This is a genomic window from Pseudomonas sp. MM211, from assembly GCF_020386635.1.
In the GTDB taxonomy this organism is placed as follows: domain Bacteria; phylum Pseudomonadota; class Gammaproteobacteria; order Pseudomonadales; family Pseudomonadaceae; genus Aquipseudomonas.
The window spans coordinates 2,862,751-2,885,121 of sequence record NZ_CP081942.1 but is presented as its reverse complement, the minus strand read 5'-3'; the positions used below and the strand labels follow the sequence as shown (position 1 = coordinate 2,885,121).

Annotated in this window: 19 protein-coding genes, 1 pseudogene and 1 riboswitch; of the genes and pseudogenes, 12 read left to right on the top strand and 8 right to left on the bottom strand. The window is 61.5% G+C overall.

From position 1 onward, the window contains the following. Positions 1-90: 90 nt before the first annotated feature. The 4 genes from K5Q02_RS13170 to K5Q02_RS13155 are packed head-to-tail and all read right to left on the bottom strand — an operon-like array spanning position 91 to position 5,040. Entirely contained in the window at positions 91-1,113 is a 1,023-nt protein-coding gene (locus K5Q02_RS13170) for a FecCD family ABC transporter permease (RefSeq protein ID WP_225831157.1), read from the bottom strand. Then, positions 1,113-2,075: an ABC transporter substrate-binding protein gene (locus K5Q02_RS13165; protein ID WP_225831154.1), complete on the bottom strand. Its 963-nt coding sequence runs from the start codon at positions 2,073-2,075 to the stop codon at positions 1,113-1,115. The genes K5Q02_RS13170 and K5Q02_RS13165 overlap by 1 nt, the downstream gene beginning before the upstream one ends. After that, the gene (locus K5Q02_RS13160) at positions 2,072-2,854 is read right to left on the bottom strand and encodes an ABC transporter ATP-binding protein (RefSeq protein WP_225831152.1); all 783 of its coding nucleotides are present in this window, start codon (positions 2,852-2,854) and stop codon (positions 2,072-2,074) included. The genes K5Q02_RS13165 and K5Q02_RS13160 overlap by 4 nt, the downstream gene beginning before the upstream one ends. A 50-nt stretch (positions 2,855-2,904) precedes the next feature. Continuing rightward, positions 2,905-5,040, bottom strand: coding sequence for a TonB-dependent receptor (locus tag K5Q02_RS13155; RefSeq protein ID WP_225831150.1), 2,136 nt, complete (start codon positions 5,038-5,040; stop codon positions 2,905-2,907). Positions 5,041-5,150: 110 nt separating this feature from the next. After that, positions 5,151-5,369: riboswitch (cobalamin riboswitch) on the bottom strand. A 115-nt stretch (positions 5,370-5,484) separates the two neighbouring features. Between K5Q02_RS13155 and K5Q02_RS13150 the strand changes: the two genes are divergently transcribed. The 4 genes from K5Q02_RS13150 (at position 5,485) to K5Q02_RS24590 (ending at position 10,445) form a co-directional block, all read left to right on the top strand. Then, positions 5,485-6,528: a LacI family DNA-binding transcriptional regulator gene (locus K5Q02_RS13150; protein WP_225831148.1), complete on the top strand. Its 1,044-nt coding sequence runs from the start codon at positions 5,485-5,487 to the stop codon at positions 6,526-6,528. A gap of 320 nt (positions 6,529-6,848) precedes the next feature. Beyond that, a complete protein-coding gene (locus tag K5Q02_RS13145; RefSeq protein WP_225831146.1) occupies positions 6,849-8,009 on the top strand; it encodes an L-talarate/galactarate dehydratase in 1,161 nt (386 codons plus the stop codon). 366 nt (positions 8,010-8,375) lie between these two features. Then, positions 8,376-10,175, top strand: a complete 1,800-nt coding sequence (locus tag K5Q02_RS13140; protein WP_225831143.1) for a methyl-accepting chemotaxis protein — start codon at positions 8,376-8,378, stop codon at positions 10,173-10,175. A gap of 114 nt (positions 10,176-10,289) precedes the next feature. Further along, positions 10,290-10,445, top strand: coding sequence for a hypothetical protein (locus tag K5Q02_RS24590; RefSeq protein WP_442963924.1), 156 nt, complete (start codon positions 10,290-10,292; stop codon positions 10,443-10,445). A gap of 235 nt (positions 10,446-10,680) precedes the next feature. On the opposite strand, the gene K5Q02_RS13130 is transcribed toward K5Q02_RS24590, so the two are convergent. Further along, positions 10,681-11,250, bottom strand: coding sequence for a TetR/AcrR family transcriptional regulator (locus K5Q02_RS13130; protein ID WP_225831140.1), 570 nt, complete (start codon positions 11,248-11,250; stop codon positions 10,681-10,683). Between the two features lie 155 nt (positions 11,251-11,405). Here K5Q02_RS13130 and K5Q02_RS13125 point away from each other — a divergent pair, with 155 nt between their 5' ends. Together K5Q02_RS13125 and K5Q02_RS13120 are read left to right on the top strand one after the other, a co-directional pair. Continuing rightward, a complete protein-coding gene (locus K5Q02_RS13125; RefSeq protein WP_225831138.1) occupies positions 11,406-12,485 on the top strand; it encodes an alkene reductase in 1,080 nt (359 codons plus the stop codon). Between the two features lie 72 nt (positions 12,486-12,557). Continuing rightward, the gene (locus K5Q02_RS13120; RefSeq protein ID WP_225831136.1) at positions 12,558-13,346 is read left to right on the top strand and encodes an SDR family NAD(P)-dependent oxidoreductase; all 789 of its coding nucleotides are present in this window, start codon (positions 12,558-12,560) and stop codon (positions 13,344-13,346) included. Positions 13,347-13,503: 157 nt separating this feature from the next. Here the strand turns inward: K5Q02_RS13120 and K5Q02_RS13115 are convergent, their stop codons facing one another. Further along, a complete protein-coding gene (locus tag K5Q02_RS13115) occupies positions 13,504-14,427 on the bottom strand; it encodes an SDR family oxidoreductase (protein WP_225831134.1) in 924 nt (307 codons plus the stop codon). A gap of 512 nt (positions 14,428-14,939) precedes the next feature. On the opposite strand from K5Q02_RS13115, the pseudogene K5Q02_RS13110 reads away from it, so the two are divergent. Together K5Q02_RS13110 and K5Q02_RS13105 are read left to right on the top strand one after the other, a co-directional pair. Further along, a pseudogene (locus K5Q02_RS13110) lies at positions 14,940-15,502 on the top strand (type 1 glutamine amidotransferase domain-containing protein). 342 nt (positions 15,503-15,844) lie between these two features. Next, complete coding sequence (locus K5Q02_RS13105) at positions 15,845-16,615, top strand: SDR family NAD(P)-dependent oxidoreductase (RefSeq protein ID WP_225831133.1); 771 nt, start codon at positions 15,845-15,847, stop codon at positions 16,613-16,615. 243 nt (positions 16,616-16,858) lie between these two features. Here the strand turns inward: K5Q02_RS13105 and K5Q02_RS13100 are convergent, their stop codons facing one another. Further along, on the bottom strand, positions 16,859-17,752 hold the full coding sequence (locus K5Q02_RS13100) for an AraC family transcriptional regulator (RefSeq protein WP_225831131.1): 894 nt from the start codon (positions 17,750-17,752) through the stop codon (positions 16,859-16,861). 138 nt (positions 17,753-17,890) lie between these two features. On the opposite strand from K5Q02_RS13100, the gene K5Q02_RS13095 reads away from it, so the two are divergent. The 3 genes from K5Q02_RS13095 to K5Q02_RS13085 are packed head-to-tail and all read left to right on the top strand — an operon-like array spanning position 17,891 to position 20,047. After that, positions 17,891-18,634 carry an SDR family NAD(P)-dependent oxidoreductase gene (locus tag K5Q02_RS13095; RefSeq protein ID WP_225831129.1) on the top strand — a complete coding sequence of 248 codons (744 nt, stop codon included), beginning with the start codon at positions 17,891-17,893 and terminating at the stop codon, positions 18,632-18,634. A gap of 37 nt (positions 18,635-18,671) precedes the next feature. Continuing rightward, entirely contained in the window at positions 18,672-19,073 is a 402-nt protein-coding gene (locus tag K5Q02_RS13090) for a VOC family protein (RefSeq protein ID WP_225831127.1), read from the top strand. Continuing rightward, positions 19,070-20,047: a saccharopine dehydrogenase family protein gene (locus K5Q02_RS13085; RefSeq protein ID WP_225831125.1), complete on the top strand. Its 978-nt coding sequence runs from the start codon at positions 19,070-19,072 to the stop codon at positions 20,045-20,047. Before K5Q02_RS13090 ends, K5Q02_RS13085 begins: the two co-directional genes overlap by 4 nt. 117 nt (positions 20,048-20,164) lie before the next feature. On the opposite strand, the gene K5Q02_RS13080 is transcribed toward K5Q02_RS13085, so the two are convergent. Beyond that, a complete protein-coding gene (locus K5Q02_RS13080) occupies positions 20,165-20,752 on the bottom strand; it encodes a TetR/AcrR family transcriptional regulator (RefSeq protein WP_225831122.1) in 588 nt (195 codons plus the stop codon). A 206-nt stretch (positions 20,753-20,958) separates the two neighbouring features. Here K5Q02_RS13080 and K5Q02_RS13075 point away from each other — a divergent pair, with 206 nt between their 5' ends. Further along, a complete protein-coding gene (locus tag K5Q02_RS13075) occupies positions 20,959-22,359 on the top strand; it encodes an MFS transporter (RefSeq protein ID WP_225831120.1) in 1,401 nt (466 codons plus the stop codon). Positions 22,360-22,371 lie beyond the last annotated feature (12 nt).

Here is a 22,371-nt window from a genome sequence, read left to right as displayed (position 1 = left end):
TGCTGGTGTCTGTTCTAGATACCGAGAAGCCCCCTTGGCCTTAAGTTCATGCATGAGGATAAGTGGGGTTGGCTGGCCCACTTACCGCCTTCAATGGCGGCGCTTGAGCAGCACGATAAAAAACAGCCCACCCAGCGCGGCCGTGGCGATACCGATGGGCAGGTCTTCCGGGGCGATCAGGGTGCGCGCGGCAACGTCCACCCAGACCAGAAACAACGCGCCCAGCAAGCCGCTGACCGGAATCAGCCGGCGATGCTCGGCGCCGACCAGCGCACGGGCCATGTGCGGCACCATCAGGCCGACGAAACCGATGGCGCCGGACAGCGAAACCAGCACGCCGGTCAGCAGCGAGGTGCAGACGAATACCTGCAAGCGCAGCCGCTTGCCGCTGAAGCCCAAACTCACCGCGGTCTGTTCGCCGCTCATCAATGCATTCAGCCCGCGCGACAGCACCAGCAGCGCGACGAAACCGATCGTCACGCAAACTGCCGGCAGCCAGATCACCTCCCAGCGCGCGGCGCCCAGACCGCCGAGCATCCAGAACACCACCGACGCCGCCGCGTGGTGGTCGCCGGTGTACAGCAGCAGATTGACCAGCGCCATCAGCACGAACGACACCGCCACACCGGCCAGCAGCAGCCGATCGCTTTCCAGCCGACCACTGCGCCGCGCCACCGCCAAGACCAGCAGCATGCTGCCCGCAGCGCCAATAAAGGCGGCCAACGGCAAGCTGAACACCCCGAGGAACTCGCCCAGATACAGCACCACCAGCACCGCGCCGAGTGCTGCGCCGGAACTGACGCCGAGTAGATGCGGGTCGGCCAGCGGGTTGCGAGTCACTGCCTGCAGCGCAGTGCCAACCAGGGCCAGCCCGGCGCCGACCAGCGCGCCGAGCAATACCCGCGGCGCGCGGATCAGCCAGACGATAGGCTCCTGGCTGCGGCTCCATTCAGCGCCCAGATCCAGGCCCAGTTGCTTACCGAGGATTCCCCAGACATTGGCCAACGGCACCGCCGCCGGGCCGAAGCCCAGCGCCATCACGCAAGAGAATGCCAGGGCGCTGCACAGGCCGATGATCAGCGCCCGATAAGCCGCTGCGCTGCGGATCGGCATCAGTTTTTCCCCGCCTGCTGATGCAAGCCGGCGGCAATCTTCTCGATAGCCGTGGCGTTCTCTACCGACGGCGTGACCTCCAGATAGGACAGCACCACGAAACGCTGCTCGCGGATCGCCGTCACCGCCTGCAATGCCGGGTTACCGAGCAGGAAGTCACGCTTCTGCTGCCAGGAGCGCGGGCCGTAGTCGACGATCACGATCACCTCGGGGTCGCGCTCCACCACGCTCTCCCAGTTCACCTGGGTCCAGCTGGCCGTGACATCGTCCATCACGTTGTGCCCGCCTGCCGTTTCGATCAGTGCCTGGGGCATGCCCATGCGCCCCGAGGTGGTCGGACGGTCTTCGCCGCTGTCGTAGAGGAACACCCGCGGCGCGCTGCCGGTTTGTTTGACAGTGGTGCGCACCGCCTCGATGCGCTCGCGCAGCTGCCCGACCAGTGCCTCGGCCCGTGGCTGAACCGCGAAGATTCGCCCAAGGTTGAGCAGGTCGCGGTACAGGTCATCGAGGCTGGCGCCCTGCTGTTTCATCACCCAGGAACAGGACTCGCTGAGCTCATAGACGGCGATTCCGAAGGGCTGCAGGGTCGTTGGGGTGACCGCGCCACCGACCCGCATGCCGTAGTTCCAGCCGGCGAAGAACAGATCCGCATCGGCCTCCAGCAAGGTCTCTACGGAGGGATAGCGGCTGGCCAGTTCGGGCACATCGCCGAGCGAATCCTTGAAGGCAGGATCCAGGGTTTTCCAGCCGCTGATGCCGGTGTAGCCGACCATACGCTCGCGCAGGCCGAGGGTGATCAGCATGCTGGTCATGTTGATGTCGTGGCTGACCACGCGCTGCGGTGCCTGCTCGAAAGTCACGTCACGGTCACAGCTGCGCACCGTGAGTGGATAGTCGCTGGCAACTGCCGGCAGCGCGAGCAGCGCCAGCGACAAGCTGCAAAGGTATCTGAAGGTCTTCATTGGGTAATCCAGGTGATCCGTGGGTAGGCATGCAGCGGATGGCTGTCGACCAACGCCTGCACACCGAATACGCGCTGCAACAGCTCGGCGCTCAGCACCTCGCCAGGTGTGCCGCTGGCGACCAGACGGCCAGCGGCCATGACATAGAGGCGGTCGCAGAAAGCCGCCGCCAAGTTCAGGTCATGAAAGCTGGCCAGGGTACTCAGGCCAAGGCTGCGCAGATGCTGCAGCAACTCCAGTTGGTAACGCGGGTCGAGGTGGTTGGTCGGCTCGTCGAGAATCAGCAAGCCGGGTTGCTGAACCAGCGCCCGGGCCAGCAACACCCGTTGTTTCTCGCCGCCGGAAAGGTTGGCGAACGCCTGACTGGCCTGCTCAGTCAGGCCAACCTGCTGCAGCGCCTGGGCGACCAGCGTGGCGTCCTCGGCGCTGTCGCCAGCGAACAGGCCCTGGTGCGGCGTGCGTCCCATGGCGACCACATCGGCGACGCTGAGGCCGAACTCCTGGGGAAACTCCTGCAGCACCACGGCGATGCGTTGCGCACTCCAGCGCGGGGTCTGCCGCCAGAGGTTCTCGCCGTCGAGATGCAGGCTGCCGCTCGCCGGCTCGCTGGAGCGGTAGGCGCAGCGCAACAGGCTGGTCTTGCCACTGCCGTTGGGGCCGATGAGGCCGACGAACTCGCCCTCGCCAATATGCAGATCGATATCCTGCAACAGCCAGCGTGGCGCACTGCGCCGACTCTCGACGGCCCATGACAGCTTTTCGATGCTTAGCCTCGACATGCCCGACTCCTGCTTGTGGCGCACCGGCAAGCTACCCGGTGCGCCGGTGTTTAGAAGCTGTAGTCAGCCGTGACAAAGAACGAGCGCGGCTCGCCCAGGTACCATTGTTCGCCGTCACTGCTACTGGTGGTGGCGTACTGGCGGTCGAACAGGTTGTTCAACTCCAACCCCAGACGCACCTCCGGCAACACCTGCCAGGCGACGTTGGCGTCTACCACGGTATAAGCAGGAACCTCTACGGTATTGGCCGTATTGGCGTAGCGCGTGTCGACATAGCGGGCACCGATACCGGCCTCCACCTGCTCGTTCAACGCCTTGCTCAACCAGAGGTTGGCGGTACGGCGTGGCACATCGGTCGGGCGATTGCCACTGCGATCACCACCGGCTTCGATGAAGTCGTCGTACTCGGCACGCACCAGTGCGGCGTTGGCAGAGACCTGCCACCCGTGACCCAGTGCCAGCTCCAGCGTGGCTTCCAGCCCATCGGAAGATTGCTGGCCGATCTGCTCGGTAGGTGCCGCTGGCGTGGCACGGCTGAGCAGTTTCTCCTTGACGATGTGATAGGCCGCCAGCGTCCACTCGCCACGCCCCTCCCAGAATGCGTGCTTGAGGCCGAACTCGGTCTGGCGCGCTTCGCTCAGGTCGAACTGCTGCTGGGTCGGGCTCAGCGTGAGCAGATTGCTCACACCCTCGGTGCTGGTGGCGTACTGCCCGTAGAGCGACAGTTCCGGGGTCAGCTCGAAGACCAGCCCGGCGCGCCAGTTATCACCGCTCAAGCTGCGATCGACACGCGCACCATCGTCCAACGCGGTGCGATCGATATGCACCTGATCACGGCGCACACCGGTGACCAGAGAAAGGCGCTCGGTGAGCTGGGTACGGTTCTCGGCGAACAGCGAGAACTGCCTGGCCTGGTTGAGCTCGCGCGGGCGGTAGCGATCATCACTCAGATACGAGCCGCCGTAGGACTGTGCCAGCGGCACGACATCACCAAGGCTGTTGTCGAAATCGTGGTGGCGGGCGAAGCGGATGCGGTTGTAATCGACACCGACGACGGTGCGGCTGTCGAGCCCGAACAGTGGATGGTCGAGGGTGAAGCTCTGACGATCACCCACCTGTTCCTGAGTGTGCTTGATGCGCCAAAAGTCACCACGCTCGACCAGATCCCCCGGCTGCCAGCGATAGGCCTCGGCGTTGCGCCAGTAGCGCTGGGTCTTGATGTAGTAGAGCTGGTTGCTGGCACTGAGGGTGTCGCTGATCTGCCAGTCGGTGACCAGACGGGTGATCTGGTCGTGGTACTGAATATCGGCGTCAGCGACGTTGTAGTTGCGCTCACGCAGGCTCTCGCGAAAACGGCCATCGACCAGCGGCGTGCCCAGGTAGCGCATCGGCTGCTGATCGGCATGATCGTGGGACAGGGTGAAGCTCAGGTCGTCACTGGCATCCCAGCGCAACGCCGCGCTGAGCGCCAGGCTCTCGGAATCGCCACGGTCGACCCAGCCGTTGCTGGCCTGCTGGTTGAGGGTGAAACGGTAACTCAAGGCGTCGTTCAGCGAGCCACCGCTGTCCAGCGCAGCCTGGCGACGATCATCGCTGCCATACCCCAAGCGCAGTTGATTGCGGACCTCACCAGCAAAGGGCTTCTTCGGGATGACGTTGATCACCGCACCGGTCGCGCCCTCGCCATAGAGCACCGAAGCCGGGCCACGCAGCACGTCGAGACGCTCTACCGACCAGGTATCCACCGGGAAGGTCACGGTGCCGGCGCCGATGTACTGGCGGGTACCGTCATACAGCTGCATGGTCGAGGCATGCCCGGAAAAGCCGCGCGCCGACAGCGCGGTGCCACCATTGCCTGGGGTACCAATGGTGGTGATACCCGGTGTGCGGGTCACGGCATCCTGCACGGTGAGGTTATTGCGGCCGCGCACTTGCGCACCGCTGAGGCTGCTGGTGCTCGCTGGCGTTTTCAGCGGGGTGAGCCCCAGGCGCGAACCGGAAGTGGTAGGCGTATGCAGATCAGGCGGCGACGATTCATCGGCAGTGCCGGTGATCGCCGTCGAGGGCAAGGCCATCGGCTCGTCTGGTTCTGCAGCCTGAGCCGGCAAGGCGAGAAGCGCACAGGGCAACAGCCCAACGCGCAGGGATTTGCCCGACAGGGCATCGAACAGGGAATATCGGGACATGTCGTTCCACTCGAAACAGGAATGAATGAATCCCGGAGGGAACAACGCATAGGGAATCGCAGGCGCACGAAGCCCACGGAAACCGGCCTGCGCCCGCCCACCGCGGGTTTGCCAAACAGAAGTTTCGGGCCGGTCTCCGGGCTCACGAGGGTCATGAAGCATTCACCTTCCCATGCCGTGGCACAGTGGTTAATCGAATGCTTCGCTCGCATACCGTTGCGGGGGCAGCGCCGGACTGATCATTTTGGAGGTGACCTCTCAATGACGAACCGGCTTCCCGTTTCACCCCATGCACGGCGGCATGGGACACCTGAAACTGGCGCGCATCTGACCATCGAAGCGTCGAGCCGTCAATCATCGCCATGCAGCTGCCTCGATCCATACAGCATGGCATCGCCTGCTGGGATAACATCGCCCGACCCCGGATTGGCCAGGAAACACAGGATGCAGCGAGACGATGATCGAGCGCCCGCCAGGCGCTCCTCTACCGCCCCAGGCAAGCCGCCGACGCTGGCGGACGTGGCCAAGGTCGCCGGAGTTTCGCCGATCACCGTGTCGCGCACCCTCAACCAGCCGGAGATCGTCCGCCCGGAACTACGCGAAAAGGTCTTTCGTGCCGTGCACAAGACCGGCTACGTGCCAGCCATGCTCACCGGCGTGGCCGAGCAGCGCAGCCGGCTGATTTCCCTGCTGGTGCCGACGGTTGCCAATTCGATCTTCTCGGACACGGTGCAGGCGCTGATCGACACCCTCACCGAAGCCGGCCACGAGACGCTGATCGGCCTGACCAATTACAGCGCCGAGCGCGAAGAACAGCTGCTCGACGCCATCCTGCGGCGGCGCCCCGATGGCATCGTGCTGACCGGCACCCTGCACACCAAGGCCAGCCGCACGCGCCTGTCGCGCTCGGGCATTCCGATCGTCGAGTCCTGGGATCTCGCGCCGCGGCCGCTGGACATGCTGGTGGGGTTTTCCCACGAGGCGGTCGGGGTGGCCACCGCGCTCTACCTGATGGGCAAGGGCTACCGCCGTTTCGCCGTGGTGACGCTGGATGACCCGCGCGGCCACCGCCGCTGCGAGAGTCTGATCCGCGAACTGGCAAGCCAGGGGATTGCCCAGGTGCCTCGCGTGGTACTGCCGCCGCCGGCGACGGTAAACCTTGGCCGCGAGGGCCTGCAGCGCCTGCTGGCAGGCGGCGAACGCCCCGATGTGGTGGTATGCAGTTCCGACACCCTGGCCCACGGCATTCTCGAGGAAGCCACCGAGCTGGGCATTCGCGTGCCGCAGGATCTGGCCGTGATGGGCTTTGGTGATCTGAGCAGCGCCGCTCACCTGCACCCCGCCCTCTCCACCGTGCGCATCAACGGCGCGGACATCGGCGTGCAGGCCGCCCGTGCGCTGGTGCAACGCCTCGATCACCCCCATGAAGAGCCGGTGAAAGTACGCATCGATACCGGCTTTAGCATTGTTGAACGGCAAAGTGCGTGAGAGTCGACTCACATATCCAGCACCTACTTCATTCGGCTTTGGCTGTTTAGGGGCGGAAGCGGACATAGAGCGCTGCTGCTTTTGTGGGAGAGGCTTTAGCCGCGAGCTCTTTGTTTGCCTTGATAAAAAGCTCGCGGCTAAAGCGGATCGCCGCCCGGCCCCTCCTACAAGTTACGCGACCGGCCGCTTCCGCCTCGAAGCAGCCCTGAAGCTCTGCCCATTCCCTTGAATGATTACCTAATCAGCTTAACGTCCGGATTCACGTCAGTGATTTGAACCACCTGGCGGCACCAACAAAAACGTCAAGCGAGGTAATCAACGTGAGCGAACAACCCCTTTCCCAAGGCTGTGCAGACCAGGATCAGATCGCCTGGATTCGTATCGCCTCGGTGTTCCTGCCCCTGGCCAACCCGATCAGCGATGCCAAGGTGCTCACCGGACGGCAGAAGCCGATGACCGAAATCGCCATGCTGTTCGTGGAGATCGAAAGCAAGGACGGCCATCGCGGCCTTGGCTTCAGTTATTCGAAACGCGCGGGCGGCCCCGGCCAGTTCGCCCATGCCAAAGAAATCGCCCCGGCACTGCTCGGCGAGAACCCCAGCGATATCCAGAAGCTGTGGGCCAAGCTGTGCTGGGCCGGCGCCTCGGTCGGTCGCAGCGGCCTGTCGACCCAGGCCATCGGGGCCTTCGACGTCGCCCTGTGGGACATGAAGGCCAAGCGCGCCGGCCTGTCCCTGGCACGCCTGCTGGGCGCTCAGCGCGACTCGGTGCGCTGCTACAACACCTCGGGCGGCTTCCTGCACACGCCGCTCGATCAGTTGATGAAGAACACGGATCTGTCCCGTGAAAAAGGTATCGGCGGCATCAAGCTCAAGGTCGGCCAACCCAACTCGGCTATCGACATCGAACGCGTCAGCACCGTACGCCGCCACCTGGGCGACGACTTCCCGCTGATGGTCGACGCCAACCAGCAATGGGATCGCCCGACCGCCCAGCGCATGTGCCGCAAGTTCGAAGAATACAACCTGGTGTGGATCGAAGAACCGCTGGACTGCTATGACGCCGAAGGTCACGCAGCCCTGGCGGCAGCCTTCGATACGCCGATCGCCACCGGGGAAATGCTCACCAGCGTTGCCGAGCACGCCGAGTTCATCAAGACCCGTGGCGCCGACTACCTGATGCCGGATGCGCCTCGCGTTGGCGGTATCAGTCCGTTCCTGAAAATCGCCTCGATGGCCGAACAGGCGGGCTTGATGCTGGCCCCGCATTTCGCCATGGAACTGCACGTGCACCTTGCCGCGACGTACCCCACCGAGCCCTGGGTCGAGCACTTCGAGTGGCTGGAGCCGCTGTTCAACGAGCGCCTGGAAACCCGTGACGGGCGCATGCTGGTACCGACGCGACCGGGTCTCGGTCTGTCCCTCAGCGACCGTGTTGCAGGTTGGACCGCCCAGGAAGTGGAGATCGGCCTGCGCGGCTAACCCACCCGGCGACGTCACAGCCATGCAGGGTGGATCGGGCCGCGCAGGCAAGCGTCCTCCACCCTGCTCGATGCAATCGGCAATGCCGCCAGCGGATCGGTGACGCGACACTGGCACCAAGGCAGCGAATGCAACTCACGACGATACCGGTCCTGGCGCCGGTATCGGTCGTCAATAACCTTACTTTCCTAATGATGGCGCTTTAATTGCGTGAATCGACGCACTAAACTGCGCGTCGTTCGCGCGGACAACTACCTTGGATAAAGCGCGTAACGTCGCCGAAAGCTGCGCTGGCCATTAAAGCTTCTGCACTGCTGGTCGAATAAATAGAAACCCACGGATGTTTTCTTTGCCAGGAGCTGCGGCATGCAGTCGTTGAAGTCGCTTTACGATTCAATCGAGATGCACTTTTTCGATACCCTGACCAAGAAGTTATCCAGCCTTTTCCTGCTGGTGGTGGTCAGTGGTCTGCTGTTCTGGGTCGCTACCAGCCTGCGTGCCGACATCCTCCAGCAACTGCAAGCCGCGCAGATCGATGCCGCCCTGCTGAGCCGCATCGAAGCCAAGCTCGACACCCTCGGCAACGCGCTGCTGCTCAGTGCGCTGTTCACCCTGGGCATGGTCAGCTTCATGGTCTGGTACTTCCGCCATCTGATCGTGCGGCCGGTCGATAACATGACCCGCGCCCTGGAAGAAATCGCCAACGGCGAAGGCGACCTGTCCCGCGATCTGCCGCTGCTGACCCACGACGAAATCCGCACCCTGGCCAGCACCTGCAACCGCTTCCTGGCCAAGCAACGCGAGATCATCAGTAATGTGCAGGCACTCACCGTGCAGATCGCCGTGGAGTCCGCCCGCTCGCTGAAGAACATCAGCGACTCCAGCGAAAGTGCCACCCACCAGGCACGCTTCGCCAATGAAGTGATGAGCGAAAGCAACAGCGCCGTTGGCCGCATCGCAGAAGTGTCGCAGCAGACTCAGGCGATCTCCGGCACCACCGCACAGAACCTCAGCATGGCGCGCGACTCCTACGCCGAACTGTTGGAAGTGACCGGCAATATCGGCGCCATCTCCAATAGCCTCAACGAGTTTGGCGTGCTGGTGTCCGCACTCAACGAGCGCTCCTCGAACATCAAGTCGGTGGTCGGGCTGATCCAGCAGATATCCTCGCAGACCAACCTGCTGGCTCTCAACGCGGCCATCGAAGCCGCCCGCGCCGGCGAAAGCGGCCGTGGCTTCGCCGTGGTCGCCGACGAAGTACGCACCCTGGCGCAGAACGTCAGCCGCGCTACTGGCGACATCTCGCAGAACATCGACGCCATGCTCAAGGAAGTGGGCTCGACTCACGAGCAGACCGCACTGATCAGCACCAGCGCGCGGGAAACCCAAGTGGTGGTCGAACGCGCCACTGGCCATTTCGAAAGCATGATCGTCGACTTCGAATCCACCAACGGCAAGCTCGCGGAAATCGCCGAGCACATCCAGCAGGTGGCCGATGCCAACACCGGCATCAACGAGCGGGTCACGCAGATCCACGCCGACAGCCAGGCCATCGACGAGCGCATGCAGCGCTCCGCCACCGCCACCCGCGATCTCTCTGGCGTAGCCGAAAAAGTGCAGACGCTGCTCGGCCGCTTCGTGCTCGGCCAAGGCGAACTGGATGCCGCCATCACCCGCGCCAGCCAGTGCCGCGACATCCTGCAGGTTCGCCTGGCCGCGTTGCAGCGCGAGGGCGTGAACTTGTTCGACCAGAACTACCGGCTGATTCCCAACACCGATCCCAAGCAGTACATGACCGGCTACACCGAGCGCTTCGCGCAGATCTGCCAGGAAGAGATCGACAAGCTGACCAAGGGCACGTCGGGCGGCATCGTCACCTTTATCGTCGACAACAAAGGCTACTGCCCGGTGAACAACAGCTGGGTGTCGAAAGCGCCCACCGGCAATCGCGCCGTCGACCTGCCGGTGTGCCGCAACAAGCGCATGTTCTCCGACCCGGTCGGCCTGCGCGCAGCAACCAACACCCAACGCTTCCTGCTGCAGACCTACCTGCGCGACACCGGCGAGATCATGACCGAGATCGACGTACCGTTCATTTTCGACGGTCGCCACTGGGGCAACATGCGCATGGGCTTCGACGCCTCACGGCTGCTCGCCAAACCCTGAAGGTTAATGGTGCGCAACAAAGGTTGCTGCCGGGATCAGCCGTGCGGGGGCGATCCCTACAGTAGGGATCGGTGCCGGAAACGAGGGCGCTGCCCAGTGCTGGTGTGGTAGGACATGACCGGGCTGCGCAACGGCCGCACGCCGCGCCTCGTCAAACAATACGCGGACATGCATGGGTTACTGCGGCGAGCGGCCAAGAACTTTGCCGATGAGGCGAAAACCCGCGTTTTCCCTGGCCCTGAGCATGCCTTTGACGATCAAAAGCGCTGAATACCAGCGCCACCTCCGACCTAGCCCCCTCTCCCACACAACCAGCACTGATAAGGCCTGAAGAACAGGCGACATCTGCCTGGCCTGCAGCGTCAATGATGAGCCCAAGGTGGGGGAGACACTAAAGCCTGCCGCCTTCCCAGAGAAGGCCGTTGAAGGGATCTGCAAGCAGCAGACCTGCTCGCGCGACTACAGCCGAACACCACGCACTCAAACCCCGCTCAAGCAGGTTTGATTACTCACTCGTCGCCGGCGGTGCCAATGTGGCGAGTATCCGGGCGCGGCATACATCTAGAATTTCCTGGGCCAGCGGGCTGTCGTCTGGGCAGGCTCGCGACAACACAATGGCGCCAACCGCATGAGCAATCGTGTTGATGCTTTTGGCTCGTGCTTCGGCTGCCGAGCCTCCATCAAGCTCGGTCGCGGCCAGCTGACGCTCGATACCGGCAGCAAATGTCTCGCGGACAAAGTCCGGCTGACGAGACGCATCGCCACAGAGCGCGGCCATGGTGCAGCCCTCGCCCGGCTCATCGCGATGGCTGCGAGACAGGTATTGCCCCACGAACTCGGATAAATCGGCACCAGCCGTTTGTGCTGCCGATTGCTCAAGCCCATAAACCGCCGCTTCAGCCATCAGATCCGCTTTCGAACCGAAGTGCTTGTAGAAGCCGCCATGGGTAAAGCCCGCAGCAGCCATCAGGTCGGCAATGCCGATCCCATCGTAACCACGCTCACGAAACAGCCTGGATGCCGTCTCGACGATGTGCGCACGGTTTGCTTGCACCTGGGCTTTGCTGACTTTCACGTGTTTGGCCTCGCTTGTATGGCGGCAATCTAGAGCGCGATCTTACATTGATGTCGATCTAAATCAAAATTCTTGACACTTATGATTACAAACATAATCATTAAAGCCACTTCACTGAAGCCCACCCGGCTCCCCACATCACGTAGAGGCATGGCATGACCGACAAGACGATCTTCGACCCCTTCACCCTTGGTGCACTGACGCTCAACAATCGCATTGTCATGGCCCCATTGACCCGCAACCGGGCGGGCGATGGCCTGGTACCCACTGACCTGACTGCCACCTACTATGCCCAGCGCGCCTCGGCGGGCCTGATCATCACGGAAGCCACTCAGGTCTCCCCGCAAGCTCAGGGTTATCAAAACACCCCCGGTCTCTATACCCCTGAACAGATCGATGCCTGGCGCAAGGTGACCGATGCGGTGCATGCCAAAGGCGGCCGCATCTTCGTTCAGTTGTGGCACGTGGGCCGGGTATCGCACGTTGACCTTCAGCCAGGGGGCAAAGCGCCGGTCGCGCCTTCGGCAATCCGCGCTGAAACCAAGACCTTCGTTAACAACGGTTTTCACGACGTGTCCGAACCGCGTGCACTAGAGCTGGAGGAGCTGCCAGGCATCATCGAGGACTTCCGCCAAGCCGCCGCCAATGCGATCGCCGCCGGTTTCGACGGCGTCGAAGTCCACGGTGCCAACGGCTACCTGCTCGAGCAGTTCATCAAGGATGGCGCCAACCAGCGCACCGACCGTTACGGCGGCTCCATCGAAAACCGGGCACGCCTGCTGCTGGAAGTGACGGCGGCAGTGGTCAAGGAAATCGGCGCACAGCGCACGGGCGTGCGCATCTCGCCTGTTTCACCGGCCTCGGGCATCAGCTGCAGCCAGCCACAGCCCCAATACGATTACATCGCGGAACAACTCAGCGCCCTCGGCGTGGCGTACCTGCACGTGGTCGAAGGCGCCACAGGCGGCCCACGCGATAACGCGCCGTTCGACTATGACTCGCTGCGTAGCCGCTTCAAGCAGGTTTATCTGGCCAACAACGGCTACGACCTGGATTTGGCCACGACCCGACTCGCGCAGAGCAAGGCCGATCTGATCGCCTTCGGTCGCCCCTTCATCAGCAATCCGGATCTGGTCGAGCGCCTCAGCACCAATGCACCGCTCGCCCAGCTGGATCCGACCACGCTCTACGGCGGTGGCGCCAAGGGTTACACCGATTACCCAACGCTGGGCTGAACCGAGTCTCTTCAAACACAGGAGCCGCCCTCTTTCTGGCCGGCCGATTCACACCTTATCCAGGCACCGCACATGACCACTATCTCTACTGTTCTTATCACCGGCGCCTCCTCCGGCATCGGCGCTGTTTATGCCGAACGCTTCGCACGTCGCGGCCATAACCTAGTCCTGGTCGCACGTGACCAGGCTCGTCTTGAAGCCCTGGCTGCGCGCCTGCACGAGGAAACCAAGGTTGCCATCGACGTGCTGCGCGCTGACCTCACCCAACCCAGCGATCTGGCTGTGGTCGAGGCCCGCCTGCGCGAAGACGCCAGCATCGGCATTCTGATCAACAATGCCGGCCTGGCTCAGTCCGGTGGTTTCGTGGCACAGGACGCACAGTCCATCGACCGCCTGATCGCCCTCAACATTACCGCCCTAACGCGGCTAGCCAACGCCATTGCACCGCGCCTGGCGCAGGCCGGCGAAGGTTCGATCGTCAACCTGGGTTCGGTTGTCGGGCTGTCGCCAGAATTCGGTATGACCATCTACGGAGCGACCAAGGCCTACGTACTGTTCCTGTCCCAGGGGCTGAGCCTGGAACTAGCGCCCAAGGGCGTCTACGTACAAGCGGTTTTACCGGCGGGCACCCACACTGAGATCTGGGAACGCGCCGGCATCGACATCAACACGCTCCCTGAATTGATGAAGGTGGATGAACTGGTCGACGCGGCACTGGCCGGTTTCGACAGCCGCGAGCTGGTCACCATCCCGCCGCTGCATGTGGCCGAACGCTGGGATGCCCTGGACGCATCACGCCAGCTGCTGCTATCCGATATACGCATGGCCAGCGCGGCAGAGCGCTATCGCACGAAGGGCTGATAAGCCCGCGGTCACCATGAGCAACCGCCAACCCGCGCTTCGGTTCTACCACTAAGCACCGAAGCGCAGATTGGCAGATGCCACTCCCCCTTCCCGACCAGCACTGGCCAGCGCTCTACACCCTCACAGCTCAACGCCATGGTTCGCGGCATCCGGCTCACTTATCGAATTGGACGCTGACAGCATCGAGTTCCTCAACGACCTTGTCCGGCTCCTGGCTCAGCGGCAGGTTGTCCTGATCCCGTATGGCGTCATAGCCCTCTGCGGGGTCTGCCGGCAGCGCCGAGAACAGTGGTTCGAGATCCGTTTGAGCAGCGCCACGTTCCGCGACCAGTTCGAAGGTTTTGCGGTTCGCGCTGGGTGAAGTCAGGGACGCGACCAGCACCTCGGCGATCTGCGCACGAGCCACCACACCGTCGGACGGCGAACTCGCCCAGTGCGTGTCGCCCTGGCGCATTACCAGGCGCTGTTGGTCGGCGGCGTTGTAGTCGAACCAGCCGGGCCGCACGATGGTGTAAGGCAGCCCGCTGGCACGCACGAGGCGTTCTCCGCGACGTTTCCAGTCATGCCCGACTGTGGGTTTGGTGACACCGACAGTGGTCATCAGAGCGATCCGTGCCGGCGCCTGCAACACGCCAAGAACATTGCGCACCGCCCCATAGTTCACCGCCTCCGCGCCACTGGGATCGTTGCCACTGATGCCATGAGTGAAGATGACTGCGCTGACGCCTGCCACAGCCTCTGGCAGGGTTTCGGCGCGAGTCAGGTCACCAACCACCACCTTCACTCCTGCAGGAAACAGCGATACCTGGGCGGGATCACGCACCAAAGCGCGCGTCTCGTAGCCACGCCTGAATGCCTCTGCCACCGCCAATCGGCCGATGCTTCCGCTGGCACCCACGACCAGCACCACAGGCTTTTCCGCCCCAGTGGCAAGCCCTTCTTCGGATTCCCGCTCAGTGGCGGCACGGCTTTCACTGGCCTTCGAGATGGCCTGTGGTGGTGTCGCTCCGGCCATGACGATTTCGGCGAACATCGCCAGCAAAAGCGTCATGCCGTACTGGATGGTGAGTCGATTCATCATGCGTACCCGTATGAGCGAAAGGCAGGATGCACAGCACTCAGCGGCAGGCCAGTGACTGCAATGCAGATGAGGGACGTTAAGCGAAGGAGTGAGCCCGGACTAGCCAGGTAAACCGGCAAGGGCCTATGAGCAGAACTAATCAATGGGCCATAGCGCCGCCTGCGGGGAGGTTAGAGCGCATGAAGAAATGAGCCATCCAGTACATCGTTGCCGACAATCAGGCACTGCAAACAGCCACCGATGATAGTCGTGTTATGTACGAGGATCAGGGCGCAGAAAGCCCTAGTCTGCGTGGCTCCAGGTTCACGCGGGCAATGTGTTTTACCTGCTCAACTCTTGCAGGCGCGAATTTGAAATCCCCGAATTTCCTAGCTTCATCCATCGCATTCTGCTCAGGACGAATCCGGATGAACTTTCAAAACCGCTCTGACCTCCCATCTTCAACGCGTCGGAAGAATCATCAGCCGCACGCTTCCTTTTTACCTTGATGAGAGGACTGAGTGACCACCATGAGTAATCAACTGGCAGGCAAAAAAGTACTGTTCATCACCTCGAATACGGGGATCGAGCGGGATGAGCTGATCAAACCGCTTGAAGCGCTCAAGGCACAGGGTGCTTCGGTCACCCATGGCTCAAGTGACGGCGGAACGACCCAGACGTTCGTTCAGGACACTGAGAAAGATCGCACGGTCGAATCTCAGGTTGCGCTGGCCGGCCTCAAGGCGTCGGATTTTGATGCGCTGGTAATCCCAGGCGGTACGGTCAATGCCGACACGCTGCGATTGGATGAAAACGCCCAGCGCCTGGCAAAGGAGTTCGCCGATGCGGGCAAAGTAATCGCTGCGATTTGCCATGGGCCGTGGCTGCTAATCAACGCTGGCGTTATCAATGGTAAGACGCTCACCTCTTATCCCAGCGTCAGGCTCGATCTGGAAAATGCCGGTGCTGCGGGTTGGGTAGATGTTGAGGTCAAGCAATGCCAAGCCAATGGATGGCCTTGATTACTTCGCGTACCCCCAAGGACATCCCGGCGTTCAACGAAGCTATCGTTACAGCGCTTGAGGTGGCGTGAGGCGCAGATGAGTCAAAGGCCCTATCCGACTGGCCACTGGATCAGTGACTGAGGTCTCCAAATAAGTTTGGGCTTCAGGCCAACAGCAGTCCTTGGTCACGCCCAGTGGCTGGGCTGATCTTGGGGCACTAACCAGGGTAAACGGCAGCCCCACTGGGCTGCCGTTTACCGCTAAATAACCCGCTTGATCGATATGTAATCGCAGTTGGCGCGCAGGGGCACTGTCACAGGCTTCGATGTCCGGTTACGGCCTTTTGAAGCCATTTAAGATAAAAACGAATCTGCCCTTTTTCTGGTTCCAAGTCATAAATAACACTTCAGCCATGCCCCTCGAGGTGCCTTATGAGTTTGATTCCCGAACTGAACAGCGAAGCTGATGTGCTCATATGTGGAGCCAGCCGAGGTATTGGCTTGGCACTGTGCGCAGCTTTGCTTGCTCGCGATGATGTGGCCCGGGTATGGGCAGTAGCGCGAAAAGCCAGCACCTCCCCAGAGCTGGCAAAGCTTACAGAACAGTATGGCCAACGCCTGAAACGAGTCGACTGCGACGCGCGCGATGAGCAATCCCTCGAAACGCTTGCGAGCGAGACGCGTGAAGAATGTGATCATCTACACCTCGTTATCAGCACGCTAGGCATTCTTCATCAAGACGGTGCAAAAGCAGAAAAGGGTCTTGCACAACTGACGCTTGCGAGCATGCAAGCGAGCTTCGCGACCAACACCTTTGCGCCGATCCTATTGCTTAAACACCTACTCCCGTTATTGCGCAAGCAGCCCTCTACCTTCGCGGCGCTCTCCGCGAGAGTTGGCTCTATTGGCGATAACCGATTGGGTGGCTGGTACAGCTACCGATCCAGTAAAGCGGCACTCAACCAGTTGCTACACACGGCCAGTATCGAACTGAAACGCCTGAATCCTGCCTCTACTGTCCTGGCTGTACATCCAGGCACGACCAACACGACTCTGTCTCAGCCATTTCAAGCGAACGTGCCAGATGGACAATTGTTCGAACCGGCGTTCTCAGCGGATCGCATTATCGAGTTGGTAGGGGCACATGGATCGGAAGACAGCGGAACCTTCTGGGCTTGGGACGACAAACCCATTGTCTGGTGACTTATTACTGGCGAAAACTAGGTAGCTATTAGCTCGCCCCGTCCCATCTGACCGGCTATTTTCGGCGGCAAAAGCGGACGGTCATATAGGCTGCATATCTTGGTGACGCTGCTTATCTAGCGACTTGGATTGGCGAACCCAAGATGCCTCTTCAAGCCGCTGATACTGTCGCATTCACGCTGTCTGGATCGCCGGCATCCGTAGACGCTTAAACATCGCGGCGTCTCGACTGGCAGCAAGCAGCTAAACAGCCAAAGCCCGTGTGTCCGCCAAAATTCGCGCGGCATCCCGCGCCGGCGGCAAGCCAAAAACACGGGCGTAGTCGCGGCTGAACTGGGTGGGGCTTTCATAGCCCACTTCATAGGCCGCCGTGGTGACGCTCTTGGCACTGGACACCAACAGCGTGCGGGCCTGGAGCAGCCGAACGCGCTTCTGATACTGCAATGGGCTCAAGTTGGTCACTGCTTTGAAATGACGGTGGAAGGCCGACACACTCATCGCTGCTTTCTCAGCCAAGTCGTCGACACGAATGGGCTCGGCGAAGTCGCGACGAATCCACTGGATGGCCAGGCTTACTCGGGCCATGGCGGTATCCGGGGCTGCGATTTCACGCAGCATCCAGCCTTGAGGCCCCTGCAACACACGGTAGAGAATTTCCCGCTCATACGCCGGCGCCAGTGCGGTGATGTCTTGCGGGCGCTCCATCAGTCGCAACATACGCACCCACGCATCCATGAGTTCGGGCGTCACTGCGGCTACGGAAAAGCCATTTTCCTGCGCAACCCGCTCGGCAGGTATGGGCAGGTCTGCCAGCAGCGTGGCGAGAATCGTAGGGTCCAACGTTAGGCTCACGGCCAGGTACGGCTCGCCCGTGGCGGCGGTGTGCACCTTGCCCACGGCCGGCAACTCGATGGACATCACAAAGTAAGTCGCCGGGTCGTAGCGCAAGGTGCGGTCGCCCACGGTCATCGACTTACTGCCCTGCAAAATCAGGTTGATCATCGGGTCGTACACAGCGGCCAACAAATGTTCCGGCACTTCGCCTTGCACCATGGCGACACGGGGAATGCCGGTTTCCGTACGCCGGTTCTCGGCGTGGGCGGCCAGCGCCCGGAGTTCGTTCAGTTGATTGTTCATGCTGAGCATCTGACGCCAGAGCGGGTAGGCAGTGCAAGCAAAAAGCAGAAACAGGCAGGTTTCGAGTAGGAATGGCTGCGTGGCTGCGCAGGGTGGTCGCTACTGTGGCACCTCATCTAATCGACATCGGAGCACACCATGAGCGTCATTCTGATCACCGGCGGCAGCCGTGGCATCGGCGCCAGTACCGCCACCCTGTGCGCCGAACGAGGTATGGGCGTTGTCCTGACCTATAACAACAACCCGAAAGCGGCGCAGGCAGTGGTCGAGCAGATTCGGGCAGGTGGCGGCAAAGCCGTTGCGCTGAAACTGGATGTCGCCGACGTGAGCAGCTTTGGCGCTTTTGCTGAAACGGTTCAGCAGGTCTTGCAGCAGGTATGGGAGGTGGCGCACCTCGACGGTGTAGTCAATAACGCCGGCTACGGTCTGTTCAATCCAATCGCGACGGTCAGCGAAGCGCAATTCGATGGGCTATTTAACGTTCACCTCAAGGGCCCGTTTTTTCTGACCCAAACACTGCTGCCGTTGCTGGCCGACGGCGCCAGCATCGTCAACCTCACTAGCGCCACGACCCGTGTAGCCACGGCGGGCGTTGCGCCGTACGCCGCATTCAAAGGCGGCCTGGAAGTGCTGACCCGTTACATGGCCAAGGAGTTTGGCGAACGTCGGATTCGCGCCAACGCCGTCTCGCCAGGGGCCATTCGTACCGAGTTGGGTGGCGGCCTGAACGATGAATTTGAGGCGTTGCTCGCCGGGCAAACCGCGTTGGGCCGGGTCGGCGAGCCAGAAGATGTGGGCCGAGTGATCGCCACGTTGTTGTCGGCAGAAAGCGCCTGGATCAATGCTCAGGCCATTGAGGTTGCTGGCGGTTACATGGTTTAGAACCCTCCACACACCCCCTTTAAACGAGGAAAACACCATGCTTGACCATGTCTTTATTTCTGTCGCAGACCTGCAGCGCTCCATCGCGTTCTACAGCGCCGCGCTGCCACCGCTGGGCATCACCAGCCGTCTTGATTACGACGGCAAGGATGGCCCGCCCGGCCATCCCGACCTCAAGGGGTTTGGGGCAAACGGGCGCGTATTTTTCTGGCTGCGCGAAGGCGTTGTTGAAGGGCGCGCGGCGCACATCGGCTTTGTCGCCAATAGCCGCGCGCAGGTAAATGCCGCCTACGCCGCCGCTATTCAGGCCGGCGGCACAGACAACGGTCCGCCTGGCGCCCGTTTGCACTACGACCCCGAGTACTACGCCGCCAATGTGCTGGACCCGGACGGCTATAGCCTCGAATTCGTCTACAAAAAATGGCAGCACAGCGCATGAAAAAACTACTGATATACGGCGCTGCGGGTTACACCGGCGCCATGGTTGCAGAACAAGCCAAGTCCGCTGGGCTGAACGTCGAAATTGCCGGCCGCGATGCCGCCAAACTGCAAAAGTTGGCCGAGCGCCTGAGCGTTCCCTATCGGGTCTTTCCGCTCGATGAGCCGCTAGGTAGCGCCTTGGAAGGAGTGGACGTACTGCTGAACTGTGCGGGACCGTTTGCACTCACCGCGCATCCCTTGATGCACGCCTGCATCGAGGCCGGTGTTAGCTACCTGGACATCACCGCCGAAATCAACGTTTACCGATTGGCTGAGCGGCTCAGCGTGCAGGCCGCCAAAGCGGGGGTGATGCTGCTGCCCGGTGTTGGCTGGGACGTGGTGCCAACCGACTGCCTGGCCATGCATGTAGCGCAGCGTGTGCGTAGCCCTCAATCGCTGCGTGTTGCGCTTCAGGTGGCCGGGTGCATGTCGCGAGGGTCAGCAATCAGCGCCAGCGAAATCATCGGCGCAGGCTTGATGGCGCGGATCGATGGGCGACTGGTCGCCACGCCCGACGCCCAGCCACAGTTGTTCGACTTTGGCGACGGCCCGGTCCTCTGCGCACCGCTGTCCTTTGGTGACCTGATCACCGCTTGGTACTCGACTGCCATCCCCAATATCGCCATGTACGTTCACGTCACCGGTGATGCGTTTCCTACAGGTGATCTGGCACGACTCCCTGATGGCCCAAGCGCCGAGCAGCGGCTGGAGCAACCCGCTCGCGCAGTCGCTGAAGTGACCGGCGCTGACGGGACCGTGGCGCGCTCGGTGATCGGGACAGTGAACGGCTATTCCTATACGCCTCTGGCCGCAGTAGAGGCGGCGCGCAGGGTATTGGGCGGTGAGGTCAGACAGGGCTTTGCGACGCCGGCACAGGTGTTTGGCACTGGGTTTGCTGAGAGCATTCCCGGCACATGGACTACTGATTTGTAAAAACCATTCCCGACATGTGCGCTATTGGCCGATCACAGCTCTTCGTGCATCGACAGCGATCGCCCAAAAGCGACGATTGGCGTGGATGCGCGAGATAAGTTCACGCAACCAGTGGCGCTAGCTTTGCATTCGAAACTCGTGACTAAGAAACCGGCCAGCCATGATGGCGACCTCGATTAGACGGTTCCGCGAGAGGCCGACACACGATGCCGCGGACAATCCGCGCAAAGTCACCGCGATATAATCCGACAGCGCCTGAGCTGCCTCGGGCTTTACACCATCCAGGTATCTACGAATCGCTTGAAGGCCGCCCTTCGTTAGGTCATCAGCCATCTTTCGTGCGACTGGGTCATCAGCCCGAGTACCTTCCGTGATCATGCAGCCGCGTAACTTGCTGTGGCGGCTGTATTGTTTGGCGGCAGTCACCAACAGCGCTGTAAGCGCCTCTGCCGGCGGACGCTCTGGCGCCAACAAGGTGTCTAGCGGTAAGGCATTTTCGCCGGCATACCGAAGCATCGCGCGCTCGAATAGTTCGGCTTTGCTGCCGTAAGCAGCGTAAAAACTTGGCGGTTTGATATCCAGAGCGTCGGTTAAATCCGACAGGCTCACCGCGTCATAACCGCGCTGGTGAAACAGCGTCTGGGCAATCGCCACACCGCCTTCGCGGTCAAAGGCGGGGCGGCGCAGGCGGGCTTTGTCGTTCATGAAAACCTCGGGCAGTTGGCGCGCTAACTATAGCGACCGCTACATAAAGGTGCAAACAAGCGAGGAAAACCATAATTTTATTTAGCAACCACTAAAAGCGTTGCGTATCCGCCCAGGTCTATGTAGTGTTCGCTACATATTAACTTCGAGACGGGTGCGGCGCCGATACTCAGGCGGCGCTCGTCCGACTCCTATCAGGACCTGCCATGAGCGCCACCCCCGTCACCTCTATTGCGACTTCCTCTAAACCAAGCCGCTCAATTGCCCTGGCCCTGACGGTCATCCTCGCTGCGCAGCTGATGCTCCAGATGGACTTTCTGATTGTGATGGTGGCCTTGCCGCGCATTCAGGGCGACCTGGCATTTTCGGCCGCAACAATCTCCTGGGTTCCCAATGCGTTCGCCCTGGCCTTTGGAGGGCTGCTACTACTGGGAGGTCGATTGGGCGATGCGTTTGGCCGAGTGCGGGCTTTTCAGCTAGGCATTGCGCTGTTCGTAGTCGCCTCGTTGCTCGGCGGATTGGCGCAGGACGCCTATATGTTGGTAAGCGCGCGTGTTTTGCAGGGTGTCGGCGCTGCGCTGGCGGCTCCCAGCGTGCTGGCTTTGATCACCAATATTGCCCGAGACGAAGCTGAAAGAAATCGAGGCCTCGGGCTCTTTATCGCGGTGTCTTCCGTGGGCGCTTCGGCGGGCTTGATCCTTGGCGGCTGGCTAACGGAGTACTGGTCGTGGCGCTGGTCGCTGCTTATCAATGTCCCTGTGGGTGCGGTAGTGCTGCTGTTGATCGGGCGCCTGGTGGACGAGACCGACCGGCAACCCTCGACCTTCGATGTCGGCGGCGCGCTAACAGCCACCCTCGGCTCCATCGCCCTGGTGTATGGCTTTATCCATGCTGCTGAGCAGGGCTGGGCCTCTTCTGTGACCCTCCTGTCCTTCCTCACTGCCGCCTTGTTGCTCGGTTCGTTCTGGCAAATAGAGCGCCATGTCCAGCAACCCCTGCTTGACCTCAACCTGCTACGCAACAGTGCTCGGTTGCGAGCCCTCGCCATCATGGCACTGATTGTCGGCGTGCATTTCTCCCTACTGTTTATTCTGGTGCAGTACCTGCAAACGGTACTCGGCTTTGCCCCGCTGGTGGCAGGGTTGGCCTACCTGCCAGTCACCTGCACCGTATTTGCCGTCACCCATTTCATGCCCGTGCTGATCACACGCTTCAGCGCCGAACGTCTGCAAGTGATTGGTTGTGTACTGGTGGCACTGAGCTTTTTAGGTTTTGCGTTTATCGGCGAGCACAGCACCTACTTCGGCGGGATTCTCGGGCCGATGCTGGTACACAGTGTGGGCATTGCCTTGGTTTTTACCCCTGGCACGGTACTGACCATGAATGAAGTGCCTGCCGAACACAGCGGCAGCGTTTCCGGCTTGCTGCAAATGGATCAACAAATCGGCGGCGCGCTCGGCATCGCCATTATCACTGCCGTGCTCAGTGCGGCCTCGCTGCCTGAAAACATAGCTTCCGGGCTACCCATGGCTTTTGGTGCCGCCGCTTTACTGGCGCTAATGGCCGCAGTGGTCGCTTGGCCTTTAATGCGCCAGCGCACCGTGTAACGCCCCTCCAAA